A 12976-nucleotide genomic window follows, 5' to 3' on the forward strand; every position below is an offset into this window, starting at 1 on the left:
AGTCCTCCCTTTTTAAAAAGGGGGGATTTTTTATATTTAAATGTTACTTTGACGTTTAAGTTTTGATATAAGGAGAATAGTAGTGCAGTAAATATTAATAAAATGAGTTAAAATGCAGAGGTGAAAATTACTAATTTAAAGTAAAAAAGTCACATATGCTAATCGAAATGTTTGAGTTAAATTACTTGGCGTTATATGATTAGAGAAGATAATCTGGTTTTATAAATGGGGCGAAAGATGACAATGTCAGGTATTAAATTAATAAATGTAACAGAAGAAATTGTAAAAGGGCTTGTTAGTTTTCTGCTGCATGGCGTTGAATATCAAACATTTTGCCATTGTGAACAATGTGAGATGGATGTGAATGCAATTGTTTTAAATGTATTGCCTGCTCGTTATGTTACATCGGATGAGACGAGAGATGCTGTATTTAAACAAATGAGCACCCCGGAATATCTTGAGGAAATCAATAAACAAATTATCCATGCACTTCACATCGTAAAACAATATCCTAAGCATCCATAAGAAATGATTTCAATGCGTTCATTATGTATATAAGCAGTCATGATCAAGTTTTGTAAAAGATAAAATGAAGAGGTTATTCAATTAGGGGCATACTAATTGCAATAGCCTTTTTCTTTTAATGCCTTTTAACGTAGGGAGACTTTAAAATTGCCACTATTCACGTAGATGGCTGACTAAATTGCTTCCTGTGTAACCATAGCCGAATTGTTATGAAACTGAGCCTATGTAATTTAAGCGTTTACTGTTTTCAGTTAACTTTTTGCGTGAAATTGTAGTAAACTGAAAGAAGCAATTGGAAAGAGAGGGAACAGCTATGCCAACACCTAGCATGGAGGACCACATTGAACAAATTTATCTACTAATTGAACATAAAGGGTATGCACGTGTGTCCGATATTGCGGAAGCTTTATCTGTTCTACCTTCCTCCGTTACAAAAATGGTGCAGAAATTAGATAAAGACGGCTATTTAATATATGAAAAATATAGAGGCTTAACATTAACGCCAAAAGGGCAAAAGTTAGGAAAGAGACTTGTTCAGCGACATGATTTGCTGGAGCAATTTTTGCGTTTAATAGGGGTTGATGAAGAACGTATATATGAAGACGTTGAAGGTATTGAACATCACTTGAGCTGGAATTCCATTGATCGCATTGCGGATCTTGTACAGCTTTTAGAAGAACAGCCTCAAATGACGAAGAAGCTGGAAGAAATGAAATCAAATCATAGTATGTAATGATTGACAAGAAAAAGGAGAATATGATGAATCAATTAATAAAATCAGGACAAGTAGTGGAATTAACGGTATTGGAAGAACAAGGGTCACGTTATATTTTAACAAATGGTGAGTTGGAAATTCCCTTAAATGCATCAGATGTAGCTGAAACAATTGCGATAGGCGATGTTTTAAAAGTATTCCTTTATACGGATCGCCGTGGAGACCTGCAGGCAACGACAGCCATTCCGCATATTACAGAAGCGGATTACGGTTGGGCACGTGTATTGAAAGTAACAAAAGAAGGTGCCTTCTGTGATATTGGTACATCCCGCGAAGTATTAGTACGTGCTGAAGACTTGCCGGTGATTGAAGATGTATGGCCGGAAGCAGGAGATCATTTGTATATTACATTACGTACAGATCGCAACGGAGATTTATTCGGTCGTTTAATTACAGAAGAAAAAGTTAATGACATGTATGAAGGCGCAGCGGAAGACATGTTCAATAAAAACATTACAGCTCGACCATACCGTCTATTACCGGTAGGATCGTTTTTATTAGGGGTTGAAAATCCTTATCGTATTTTCGTCCACGAATCGGAAATGAAAGCTGAGCCGCGTTTAGGACAAGAAGTGCAAGTGCGCATTATTGATGTGAAGGAAGATGGCTCGTTAAACGGCTCGTTTTTACCTCGAAAACATGAGCGTTTAGGTGATGATGCTGAGAGAATCTTTGCATATTTGGAAAGTGTCGGCGGAAAAATGCCGTTTGGCGATAAATCAACGCCAGAGGAAATTTCTGAAATGTTCAAGATGAGTAAAGGTTCGTTTAAGCGTGCACTAGGTACTTTAATGAAAGCGCGCAAAATTACGCAAAAAGACGGCTGGACAGAAATCGTGTAGATACAACTATAAGTAAAAGGGGAAATGTATATGAAACCTTTTACTTTTTTTATTCGTATTAATTAGAGAATGTATAGTAGAATTGGACAACATATACATTCGTAAAGGGGGATTTATAAATGAGACAAAAATGGATGGGTGTTATTGCAGCATTCGCGTTATTGATTTCTTTTGTTTTACCAATGAGCGCTTCTGCGGCAACTACAGAACAAAAAAATCCAATCAATGAAAAGCTCGGCGTACCAATCGTTGTTTACGGAGGTAATTTATCTGCTGATGAAAAAGAAACAGTAAAAACTGCTTTGCGTGTGGATCAGGAAACAGAAATAGATGAAATTACAATTTCAGGACAGGATTTAGCAAAATATATAAAAGATAGTAACCCAAGTTCACGCATGTTTTCATCTGCTAAAATTACACGTCAAGATGCAGGCAAGGGACTTACGATTAGTATTGTAACACCAGATAATATTACACAGGTAACATCGGAAATGTATGCAAATGCCATGTTAACAGCAGGTATTGAAGATGCGATTGTGGAAATTGCAGCACCTAAACCGGTAACAGGTCACTCGGCATTAGTTGGGATATATAAAGCATATGAAGCAAAAACAGGTGAGACATTAGATATTGAGCGTACAGATGTCGCGAATGACGAATTATCTGTTGCAACATCAATTGCTGAATCGGCAGGGGTTTCAGATGCACAAGTTTCGGAATTATTAACAGAAATTAAGAAAGCAATTGCTGAAAATAAACCGGCAACAAAAGAAGAAGTTCAGCAAATTGTTGAAGAACAGTTGAACAAACTGCAAATCAATTTAAGTGAAACAGACCGTCAGCTTTTAGTGGATTTAATGGACCGAATCAGTAATTTGAATATCGACTTCAGTAAATTATCTTCACAGCTTTCAGATTTGACTGCAAAGTTCGATGAGAAGTTCGGTGCAATATTAGAGGATGAAGGATTTTGGCAAAGCGTCAAAAACTTCTTCAATAATTTAATCGATACAATTTCATCTTGGTTTAAATAAAATAGTCATTCAATGAAAGCACTCATAATCGGGTGCTTTTATTTTTATTGAAAATTCAAATTATGGTATATTGTGAAGTATAGAAGGAGGGAGAAATATGGAATTTATTTATAAAGACAAAGGGAACAACTATGGTGCTCTGGAATACGAATTGAACGGTCAGCGTGTTGCTGAGATTACTTGGGTTTTACGTGACGGGGTCATGAATATGGATCATACGTATGTATCTGATGTGTTACGCGGTCAAGGGGTAGCTAAAAAGCTTTTAGATGCCGCTGCGGATTACGCTCGAGAAAACAATTACAAAATGAATGCCATTTGTTCATATGTCGTTTCTTCATTCCAAAAAAGTGACGCGTATGACGATGTAAAAGTATAGCAATATACAAAAAACACGATTTTCATTTTTTAGAAAATCGTGTTTTATTATGGAATTATAATTTTCTTTTGATTTATTGTCATGTTTATTTAAAATCCTACCAATAATAAAATCAAAGCAGTAACAACTCCTGAAACACCGAGAAGAGTAAGAATTTCCGTACCTTTATATGTAATTTCTTTGTTTTGGAACATGTTAAACACTCCTTTATTTCCCTTATTTATATATATTTACCCAGTTCAGGTAGTTTTTACTCCTATAACAGCCAATGTTTTAAAAGAATTTCGCAGGGTATATTAATTTATATGAAAAGGTAAAATAAATTCGGAATTAGGAGGTAATATTATTATGGCTAAATTAAAAGGTAAAGGCGTTGTAGTTGCAGGATTATTAGCAGGTGCTGCTTCATTTTTAAGTAAAAAGGAAAACCGTGATAAAGCAATGGACTATTTTAATAAAGCAAAAGGTAAAGTAAATGAAAGCGGTGGAGTTCAGGGCTTGATGCAAAAAGTACAAGACAAATCAGCTGGTTACAGTAACGAAAATGCGCATCCATCATCGACAGGAGATTTAGATACAAATATGGCGAAATCGGCTTCTGTCGGAAAAGATGATTACAAAGAAGAATCATTGGAAGATGTTGCAGTGACAGCAGGAGAGGTTGCAGACCATACGTTAGAAGGTAACCAAATGGTCGAAGAAGGCGCTCAAACAACAACTGATTATTATAATCATGAACAGGATAAAAGAGCATAAGCAAACCGATGAGTGTTATAAAAACAAGGTAGGCGGGAAATTAGCCTCCTTTTTTTATGATGTTGGGGCTTGGTAATGTCTAGAAAACACTTTGAATAAGGAATTAAACTTCAAAACGATAAAAAAAGGGTTTGTCTGAAACGTTTTTAAATCGTTTCAGACAAATCCTTTAACATGTATAAAGATTAAGCGTTAGCTGTTTCTTTTTTCATTGTTTTGTTTTTAGCAAGGTTAACGTGCCAAGATAGAGCTTCCTCTAAGATATGAGGAGTGTGCGCGCCGCCAGTTGCTTCGTAAGCGCGGTTATAGTAATCCCATAACTGATCTTTGAAATCTGGGTGAGCACAGTTTTCGATGATTAATTTTACGCGCTCTTTTGGAGCAAGTCCGCGTAAATCAGCGATACCTTGTTCAGTTACGATTACGTCTACATCGTGCTCAGTGTGGTCTACGTGAGAAACCATTGGTACGATTGAAGAAATCGCGCCGCCTTTTGCGTATGATTTCGTTACGAAGATACCAAGACGAGCGTTACGTGCGAAGTCACCAGAACCGCCGATACCGTTCATCATTTTAGTTCCTGAAACGTGTGTAGAGTTTACGTTACCATAAATATCCAACTCAAGAGCAGTGTTGATTGAGATTAAGCCCAAACGACGGATAAGCTCTGGGTGGTTAGAGATTTCTTGTGGACGTAAGCAAATTTTATCAGCATACTTTTCTAAGTTGCCGTAAACTTTTTTCTGTAATTCTTCTGTAAGTGTAATAGAAGTTGCAGCAGCAAAGCGTACTTTACCAGCATCAATTAAGTTGAATACTGCATCTTGTAATACTTCAGAAGCAACTACCAAGTTTTCGAATTCTGCATCAGCAAAGCCGTCTAATACTGCGTTTGCTACAGAACCTACACCTGATTGTAATGGCATTAATTCATTTGTTAAACGACCCGCTTTGATTTCAGAACGGAAGAAGTCTAATAAAATGTTTGCCATTGTTTGTGTTTCCTCATCTGGAGGAACGATTAATGAAGGAGCGTCTGGCTCTTCAGAGATAACGATTGCTTTAATTTTAGCTGGATCTACTTTAATACCGATTTCACCGATACGTTGCTCAGCATTTGTCATTGGAATCGCGTCACGCTTACCTTGTTCACCTGGAACATAGATATCGTGAATACCGATCAATGCTTCTGGATGAGAGATATTTAATTCGATAATAATGTTCTCAGCATATTCAGCGAAGATTGGTGAGTTACCTACAGAGTTTGATGGGATAATTAAGCCGTCTTCTGTAATTGCAACTGCTTCTAAAATTAAGTGTTTAATAGGACCGATAATTCCTTGACGTACTAACTCAGCATTGTGAGAAAGGTGTGCGTCTACATAAGAAATTTCGCCTTTGTTTACTAAACCGCGCATTACCGCATCCCCTTGGAAAGGACCGCGTTTGTTAATAACACCAGCAGCAGCTAAGTAGTTATCAACTTCAGGACCTAATGAAGCCCCTGTATATACATCAATTTTAAATTTTTCGTTTTTAGCGCGCTCTACTAATGCCATTGGTACAACTTTAGCATCACCTGCGCGAGTAAATCCTGACATCCCTACTACTGTGCCATCTTGGATTAAAGCAGCAGCTTCTTCAGCAGATACAACTTTATCTACTAATTGTTTTAAACCTAAACGTTTCTCAACTCGTGGATCCATGAATAAATCCTCCCCTAATAAGTTATTTAATCGTTTGATAAACAGAAAATTTTGTAATTTTCTGTGTTTTTCACCAGATAGTAAACCGGCATTTATGCTAATATTATCATCAAATTGTCACATTTACTTCACGCCCAACATAAAAGCGCTTAAAAGTTGATTATTAGAGAAATTTAACGTAAAAAAGAGATAAAAAGTAGATTGCGTGTGAAGTTACCTAGTTACTCGTTTAGCAAATATGCACAATTAAGGAAGGAAGAATAGGTCAAAAGGCCAGGTGGAGGAGGCAGAAAGTAAAAAAGCGACTCGTATGTACGAGTCGCTTTTAAATGATTTTAGAATCCTAAAGAACGGCGGAAGTAGCTAGCATAGCGTTGGCTTACAGGAATACGTGTGCCGTCTTTCATAATTAATAGGAAAGTTGAATGTGAATCTGGTTGGATTTCATCAATGTAATCGATATTAACAATATAAGAACGGTGGCAACGGATGAACGAATCAGGAGCTAAAAATAACTCTAAGTCACTTAAGTTCAAACGGTGATATCCTTCACGGTGCATCGTTTTTACAAATGTTTTACGCAATTGTGTCTCAAGATAAATTACTTGATTGTGTTTAATTGGGTACCAGCAGTCATCAATTTTTACTGTAATATAATTAGTTAAAAATGGAGAAGGTTTTTGAGGGAAGATAGCTGTAATAGCACCTTTTGTTTCACCTTCTTCAATGAGAGGAATACTCATTCCGTAATAAGGAACTCCGAATACATCCGATTCAATGTATGAATTGATTTTTTGACCATACGTTAAAGCTTTGTATGCAGCTGAACCTTCTTTAATCGGGTCACCTGGTTTGATTTTTAAGTCTACTTTTTTGCTGGGCTGATAATATAAATACTCATTTGTATCTGAAATAGCAATTGATGTATTCTCAGGGAAAAATTCTTTAATGACTTCCATAATTTCTTCTATTTGTCTTGGATCCACTTTATAACACCTCTTTATAAGCATTTTATACAATTATGAACTATTTTACTACATATTTAAAGAAATTGGGTTGGGAAGATTTTTTAAAATGAAAAATATTTTTTGTGGATTTAAAAAGGGCATTTTTTTATGGAAAATATAATGAAAAAATAGCGTGAAAATTACTATGGTAAAAGAGTATGATTAGGTGAAATAAGCATTTTTTAAATTCCTTTATTTCTATAATTGGAAGTAACCTAATAATTTTGTCCTAGGTTAATTGTTAAAATTAGGTTGAAAGCAAAACTTGTAATATGGTAATATTCACTATAGTTACTAATAAAATGTACTAATATGCGGAAAACAATGCATACTATAATAGTATAAATATAAAAATGAATAAATATTTACTTTGCTTAATAAAAGAATTTCTACTATAGAAATTTCTTATGATTAATATAATGTTATTACTTATTATGAAATGCAGTCTGGCAGATGTAAGGAATATAACCAATCTGCAGAATTATGACAATTTCTTGTACATTTGTATTAGGCTTGTTTTTCTGATAAGTAATAGAAGGTCATTCTGAAGAAAGATGGGGTAACTTATGCAACTACATCAATATTCAATCTCGGAAACAATTTCAAAACGGTATTTTCAAGAGATTGACAATATCAATCAATATGCTGGTATCGAAGATTTTTTTGTTCTGGAATCTCGATTAATTTTTGAAGTTTATCATTTAGAAGTAGCAAAAGCAAAGAAGACATTACACGAAATTATAGACATATTATCCGCACGCTTCGGAAAACAGGTCATTAAAGTAGTGCGCTCGTATTTTGTTACGTTATCCTCAATTGTTGCGCGTAAGCTTTTAGATAATCAAGTCCCTTCTAAAAAAGCATTTGCCTTCAATTTAGCATGTGCAGATATGATTGAAAACAAGATGAAGGATGCCGAGTTTCTGCAATTTGCAGATGACTTAATCGATTTTTATGTGTACTTTATTGCGGACCGAAAGCAGCCTACGTTCCGTCACCAAACAGTAAACAAAGTAATTATGTACATAAATGATGAGCTGGAAAATGATTTAACAGTTGAAAGTATTGCAGCAAACTTCCATATTAGTACGAGTCATTTATCGCGTATTTTCCGTGAGCATGTAGGTATCACTTTAGTTGAATATTTAAATGTCCGCCGTGTAGAGGAATCTCAATATTATTTACGCCATACGAATAAAAGTATTACGTCAATTTCAGATCAATTCCATTTCTGCAATCAGAGTTATTTCACTAGAATTTTCAAGAAATACACAGGTGTAACACCTAAACATTTCCGTGATGAACTGCATCATGAGTTTTTCCGATTTGAAATTCCTGAAGTAGAGTACCAAAGTATTTAATACTTGCAAGCCTAATAGTGCGTATAATAATCCCTTGAATGTAGGGCAGATTAGTTAATTTAAATTCTTTATTCTTCGTTCAGCTGAAAGTTTCAGAAAAAAAAGAATAATATATGAAAACTCTGCATGGTATATATTATTACATGTAGAGTTTTTTATTTTATAACTAGTTTGTGCCTTTAAGATTTTCAAAATTGCATTATCAATTAAGCTAGTTTTATACTAAACAAAGGTTGGAAAATAGATTGCATTTAATGAGAACATGCAATCAGTATGTAAGGAGAGAAAAATGAAAAAATATGAGAGAGCGATCTCACTCGTTTTAGTTGCAGGAGCTAGTTTAACCGCATTATTTTTCATTGTGAAACAAAATATGGAAGCGGCCATTTTAGCTATGACGATTATGTTTACGTTTACGAATTTTTTCCGTTCACGTACCTTTAAAGAAAAGGGTCATGAAAAAGAAGCAAAATGGATGCAGAAGATGTCGATGATTTTTGCGGTTTTATCAATTATTGTTTTATTTATTATTGTCACAGGATAAAAATAGAAAAAGAAGGCGAAATGGAATGAACAGAAAAGCAAACAGAAAAAGTCCGATCGCAATGATTGTATCCATTTCAATTGTTATTTTAATCGCGATCTTAGGGTCTATTTATTATAAATTTGAAGTAGCACAATCTGCTACAGAAGAACAATCTGTTGAACCAACTGAACTGGAAAATGAAGAGACGCAAAATAAAACAAACGAAACGGAAGAACCGGTGAAGCCACAAGATGAAAATGTTGATGATCTAGCTTCTTCAGAACAAAACGGTGAAAATCCTTCGGCAAATTCCGGGGAGCAGCCAATTAAACAACCTGCTCAAGAAACACCACCCGCTACGGAAGAAGTAGCGCTGGAAAATGGATACATTGTTGGCCAAAAGCCTGCAACAGAACCTACTTTTGTAAAAGGGGTTTTAATTGCGAATAAGAAAAACCCCCTTCCTGCTACGTACAATAAAGGGGAAAATCCAAAGGCGCGTGCCGCTTTTGAAAAGATGGCAAAAGCTGCGATGGAAAATGGAATAGAGCTCGTTGCTTTTAGTGGTTTCCGTTCTTACGAATATCAACAAACACTCTACGATCGGTATGTGAAGCGAGATGGGAAGGAAGCGGCAGATCGCTATAGTGCGAGACCAGGGTATTCCGAGCATCAAACTGGACTCGCTTTTGATATTGGGGAAAAGGGTCGTGAAGATTTGTGGCTGACAAATGAGTTCGGCGACACTGAAGCAGGGCAGTGGTTGGCACAAAATGCCCATAAGTACGGGTTCATTTTACGATATCCAAAAGGAAAAGAAGAAATTACAGGATTCATGCATGAATCATGGCATTTCCGCTATTTGGAAGGCGAACTTGCGACAAAGGTATTTGAAGCAGGCGTAACGTTGGAAGAATACTTAGGGATACAATAATAAACTGATTTATAAATAAAAAAACCAATTTTCTCCCTAGAGAAAATTGGTTTTTTATTGTGTGCAAAAAGGGCTTTCAATTCACCTGATATACTTTCAGCTCAATTTCATTTCCCTATAGTATCGGTGATAATAAACGGGAAATGGATTCTTTGAACTTAATAAAACTGGAACGATTTTTGTACAGTTCAAATGTGAGCTCTGAGCAGTCTAATATATCACTTTCGAATATCTCGGCAAGACGGTGTGCCAATACTCTGTCATAAAGAAGGGCGTTCACTTCAAAGTTTAAACTAAAGCTCCGCACATCAATGTTTGCAGTACCGACTGATGCAATTTCATCATCCACAACAATCATTTTGGCGTGAATAAAGCCTTTCTCATAATGATACACTTTTGCACCTGCTTCAACGAGTGGCCCTACGTATGAATAAGTCGCCCAATAGACAAACATATGGTCAGGTTTATTTGGAATCATAATCCGCACATCGAGGCCGGATAGGGCTGCGATTCGAATAGCGTCAAAGAAAGATTCATCTGGAATGAAATACGGGGACTGTATGTACACGTATTTTTTTGCATTCGTAATTAAATGCAAATAGTTGTTTTTAATTACTTCCCATTCTGTGTCAGGACCACTTGAAATAATTTGGAGAGCTGCCGTTCCTTTTTGAGGGATAATCGGAAAATAACGCTCTGCATAGCAAATATCATTTTTTGCACTTGCTTGATTCCAGTCCAAAATGAAGCGAGTCTGTAAGGGGTGGACTGCGCTTCCTTCAATACGTAAGTGTGTATCGCGCCAGTAGCCGAATCGATCCGATAAACTTAAATATTCGTCCCCAACGTTAAATCCTCCGATATAGCCGATACGACCGTCTATTATGGAAATTTTTCTATGATTTCTAAAGTTTAAGCGTGGATTGATGAGTGGTAAAATCGAAGGGAAAAATACTTCTACTTCACCGCCAGCTTCGATCAGGTCTTTAAAATGCCGCTTCCGCACTCCGCGCGAGCCCATTTCATCAAATAGTACTCTTACTTTTACACCTTGTTTCGCTTTTTTTATTAAAGCATTTACAATGCGTTGCCCCAAGTTATCCAGTTTGAAAATATAGTATTGAATATGAATATGGTTTTTCGCATGTTGAATATCATTTATAAGTGCTTCGAACTTGTCACTGCCATCATCGAAAATCTTCACATCGTTATCCTGTGTCAGGACAGCGTTATTTGTTTTTAAATTCATATAAATGAGATGATTATAACTTTTAATATGTTCTGCACGTAGTTCCAGTTCATTATTCTCAATTGCTTCAATCTGATAACTAATCAGTTGTTCAATACCGATATCTTTTCTGCCATCCCACCGGAATAAGTGCTTTCTTCTCAATTGTCTTCCTAATAGTAAATAGAGGAAAAATCCAACAAACGGTAAGAAAAAAAGAACGAGCAACCATGCCCAAGTCGATGAAGGCTTTTTGCGCTCAAGAAAGATGACGGTCAGGGCAAATAGAATATTTATAAACATAATAAGTGGTACCAGAATGGAACTTTGAATAATTGCGCCCAAAAGATTCACCTACTTTCCTTCTTTCTTTTCATTATAGCCTATGGAAGCAAAACAAAAAAAGAAACACTTCAAGCGAGTGCTTCTTACTGTTTTAATATTCCTCAACATGGAAGTAAATATCCGAGAAATCACATTGTGCTAATTTTTTTGAGTTAATGAAGAAGCTGATAATCCCACTATCTCCCCACATAATATTTTGCTCATCGTTTGAAATGATTTGCAGTAATAATGTGTCGTAGTGCTGTAAATAGGGCGACGTTTTTCTGAAGTCCTGATGTATAAAATATGGATAGCCGCCAATTTTATGTTCTGCCGCTAAATAACTTTCCAAATATACATCCTGAAATGAACGGTCATCCAATGTAATGGGTGCATCCATTATTTCAGGTTTAAAATAATTATTTAAACGGTAATCCATTGCTGAAACCGGTTCAAACTGTGTTTTTGGAATGAGCTTCATCTCCTGCTGAATCGGGAAACTGCCGATGTTTACGTCTTCTAAATACGTGAAATCATGAATAAATTCATTATAGTGAACTTGATCAGGTATATATTGGACTTTAAAATAACGACATTCCGAATGTAATTTTTCCCTTTCATAACATTGTTGTGGAATATAAAATTGCAATATACCATCTTGTGGAAATGGATGGTCAAGCTGAATCTCCGCAAAGTTAAGCTGTGCCAAAAATAGCATATAGCGATTTTGATTGTCTTTAGGGTGTTCCATTTTATTTGTTAGAAAAGGAAGGCCGGCAAATTTACTTTCGTGTAAAAACGCAGGTTGTTTCACCGGTTTTAAAATTGCTACTTGTTCAGCAGAATGACTTAAACTTGTATGAAAATGGATCAATTCTTTTGGGATATAAATATTTTTTTCTATATGTGACATTTGAAGTTCCTCCTACTGAAGTAACATCTATTTGAAATGATGAACTAAAAGGCCCGTAAGGACGAAAATTTGTTTATTCCTAATCGGAATTACTTCACAAAAATGGTTATGATATTTTCAATATTTCCACTTGTAATTTTTGTTAAACGTAGTGGGGAAATATAATGCAATTCAATTTAACTACACGCGAAAAATAAAATTATTAAATAACATGTATTTGAGAAGATTATGTAAACTAATTCAAAAGTAATTATAAAATTTACAAGAAAAAATTTTTTCTCTAAAATAAATTTATCCAGGTTTATTATTGTTAATAAACGGTTAAGTTTAATTATGTTTTAGATTTGTCACAAAACAGGAAAGAAAAATAAGATTTTACGTGGTAATATATGAAGTATTAGAAGGTCTGACCTTATTAATTTGAAACTTTTAACATGAAAAATCGTTATATATATTAACAAAGGAAAGTTTGAGGTGTAATCAAATGGCGAAAGAGATTGATTTAAAGCGTATTGTTACAAACTTATCAAAATTAGGTGTTACGGCGACAGTTACGAAATCTCGTCTTGAGCTTTTAAAAGTTTTAACACCACCAACACAAACTCCACAAACGCAAAATTAATGAAAATCAGGTGTGATGAAACCCTGTTTTTCATACTTTATTTT

14 protein-coding genes are annotated in these 12976 nt (G+C 35.3%); 10 read left to right on the forward strand and 4 right to left on the reverse strand.

The features are described 5' to 3' along the window. The first annotated feature begins 237 nt into the window (after window positions 1–237). The 6 genes from AC6CH1_RS17795 to AC6CH1_RS17820 all read left to right on the forward strand — a co-directional run bounded on the left by AC6CH1_RS17795 (window position 238) and on the right by AC6CH1_RS17820 (window position 4311). A complete protein-coding gene (locus tag AC6CH1_RS17795) occupies window positions 238–525 on the forward strand; it encodes a late competence development ComFB family protein (RefSeq protein WP_427713826.1) in 288 nt (95 codons plus the stop codon). 313 nt (window positions 526–838) lie between these two features. Next, entirely contained in the window at window positions 839–1258 is a 420-nt protein-coding gene (gene mntR / locus AC6CH1_RS17800; protein WP_251691274.1) for a transcriptional regulator MntR, read from the forward strand. 26 nt (window positions 1259–1284) lie between these two features. Then, on the forward strand, window positions 1285–2142 hold the full coding sequence (locus AC6CH1_RS17805; protein ID WP_498318696.1) for a CvfB family protein: 858 nt from the start codon (window positions 1285–1287) through the stop codon (window positions 2140–2142). Between the two features lie 119 nt (window positions 2143–2261). Next, the gene (locus AC6CH1_RS17810; protein WP_251691278.1) at window positions 2262–3176 is read left to right on the forward strand and encodes a DUF1002 domain-containing protein; all 915 of its coding nucleotides are present in this window, start codon (window positions 2262–2264) and stop codon (window positions 3174–3176) included. A 97-nt stretch (window positions 3177–3273) separates the two neighbouring features. Next, entirely contained in the window at window positions 3274–3555 is a 282-nt protein-coding gene (locus AC6CH1_RS17815; protein ID WP_008405806.1) for a GNAT family N-acetyltransferase, read from the forward strand. 348 nt (window positions 3556–3903) lie between these two features. Further along, a complete protein-coding gene (locus AC6CH1_RS17820; RefSeq protein WP_427713820.1) occupies window positions 3904–4311 on the forward strand; it encodes a 3-oxoacyl-ACP reductase in 408 nt (135 codons plus the stop codon). A gap of 185 nt (window positions 4312–4496) precedes the next feature. Here AC6CH1_RS17820 and scpC read toward each other — a convergent pair whose 3' ends face one another. Next, entirely contained in the window at window positions 4497–6017 is a 1521-nt protein-coding gene (gene scpC, locus AC6CH1_RS17825; protein ID WP_427713817.1) for a succinyl-CoA:acetate CoA-transferase ScpC, read from the reverse strand. Between the two features lie 335 nt (window positions 6018–6352). Further along, complete coding sequence (locus AC6CH1_RS17830) at window positions 6353–7003, reverse strand: LytTR family DNA-binding domain-containing protein (protein WP_008405802.1); 651 nt, start codon at window positions 7001–7003, stop codon at window positions 6353–6355. Window positions 7004–7590: 587 nt separating this feature from the next. Between AC6CH1_RS17830 and AC6CH1_RS17835 the strand changes: the two genes are divergently transcribed. The 3 genes from AC6CH1_RS17835 (at window position 7591) to AC6CH1_RS17845 (ending at window position 9845) form a co-directional block, all read left to right on the forward strand. Further along, window positions 7591–8385, forward strand: coding sequence for a helix-turn-helix transcriptional regulator (locus AC6CH1_RS17835; RefSeq protein ID WP_251691284.1), 795 nt, complete (start codon window positions 7591–7593; stop codon window positions 8383–8385). A 289-nt stretch (window positions 8386–8674) separates the two neighbouring features. After that, window positions 8675–8929: a hypothetical protein gene (locus AC6CH1_RS17840; protein ID WP_079523311.1), complete on the forward strand. Its 255-nt coding sequence runs from the start codon at window positions 8675–8677 to the stop codon at window positions 8927–8929. Window positions 8930–8954: 25 nt separating this feature from the next. Continuing rightward, window positions 8955–9845 (forward strand): M15 family metallopeptidase, encoded by an 891-nt coding sequence (locus AC6CH1_RS17845; protein WP_498318699.1) that lies wholly within the window; start codon window positions 8955–8957, stop codon window positions 9843–9845. Between the two features lie 115 nt (window positions 9846–9960). On the opposite strand, the gene cls is transcribed toward AC6CH1_RS17845, so the two are convergent. Both cls and AC6CH1_RS17855 read right to left on the reverse strand, forming a co-directional pair. Continuing rightward, complete coding sequence (cls, locus tag AC6CH1_RS17850) at window positions 9961–11427, reverse strand: cardiolipin synthase (RefSeq protein ID WP_427713811.1); 1467 nt, start codon at window positions 11425–11427, stop codon at window positions 9961–9963. 82 nt (window positions 11428–11509) lie between these two features. Continuing rightward, on the reverse strand, window positions 11510–12310 hold the full coding sequence (locus tag AC6CH1_RS17855; protein WP_498318701.1) for a YwqG family protein: 801 nt from the start codon (window positions 12308–12310) through the stop codon (window positions 11510–11512). 484 nt (window positions 12311–12794) lie between these two features. Between AC6CH1_RS17855 and AC6CH1_RS17860 the strand changes: the two genes are divergently transcribed. Then, window positions 12795–12932 (forward strand): Lmo0850 family protein, encoded by a 138-nt coding sequence (locus AC6CH1_RS17860; protein ID WP_176141992.1) that lies wholly within the window; start codon window positions 12795–12797, stop codon window positions 12930–12932. Window positions 12933–12976 lie beyond the last annotated feature (44 nt).

It is taken from the genome of Solibacillus sp. GQ1, assembly GCF_059758555.1.

Excerpts from the sequence above, each read along its gene's own strand:
- AC6CH1_RS17795 (WP_427713826.1), top strand. The coding sequence starts at position 238 with ATGACAATGTCAGGTATTAAATTAATAAATGTAACAGAAGAAATTGTA.
- mntR (WP_251691274.1), top strand. The coding sequence starts at position 839 with ATGCCAACACCTAGCATGGAGGACCACATTGAACAAATTTATCTACTA.
- AC6CH1_RS17805 (WP_498318696.1), top strand. The coding sequence starts at position 1,285 with ATGAATCAATTAATAAAATCAGGACAAGTAGTGGAATTAACGGTATTG.
- AC6CH1_RS17810 (WP_251691278.1), top strand. The coding sequence starts at position 2,262 with ATGAGACAAAAATGGATGGGTGTTATTGCAGCATTCGCGTTATTGATT.
- AC6CH1_RS17815 (WP_008405806.1), top strand. The coding sequence starts at position 3,274 with ATGGAATTTATTTATAAAGACAAAGGGAACAACTATGGTGCTCTGGAA.
- AC6CH1_RS17820 (WP_427713820.1), top strand. The coding sequence starts at position 3,904 with ATGGCTAAATTAAAAGGTAAAGGCGTTGTAGTTGCAGGATTATTAGCA.
- scpC (WP_427713817.1), bottom strand. The coding sequence starts at position 6,017 with ATGGATCCACGAGTTGAGAAACGTTTAGGTTTAAAACAATTAGTAGAT.
- AC6CH1_RS17835 (WP_251691284.1), top strand. The coding sequence starts at position 7,591 with ATGCAACTACATCAATATTCAATCTCGGAAACAATTTCAAAACGGTAT.
- AC6CH1_RS17840 (WP_079523311.1), top strand. The coding sequence starts at position 8,675 with ATGAAAAAATATGAGAGAGCGATCTCACTCGTTTTAGTTGCAGGAGCT.
- AC6CH1_RS17845 (WP_498318699.1), top strand. The coding sequence starts at position 8,955 with ATGAACAGAAAAGCAAACAGAAAAAGTCCGATCGCAATGATTGTATCC.
- AC6CH1_RS17855 (WP_498318701.1), bottom strand. The coding sequence starts at position 12,310 with ATGTCACATATAGAAAAAAATATTTATATCCCAAAAGAATTGATCCAT.
- AC6CH1_RS17860 (WP_176141992.1), top strand. The coding sequence starts at position 12,795 with ATGGCGAAAGAGATTGATTTAAAGCGTATTGTTACAAACTTATCAAAA.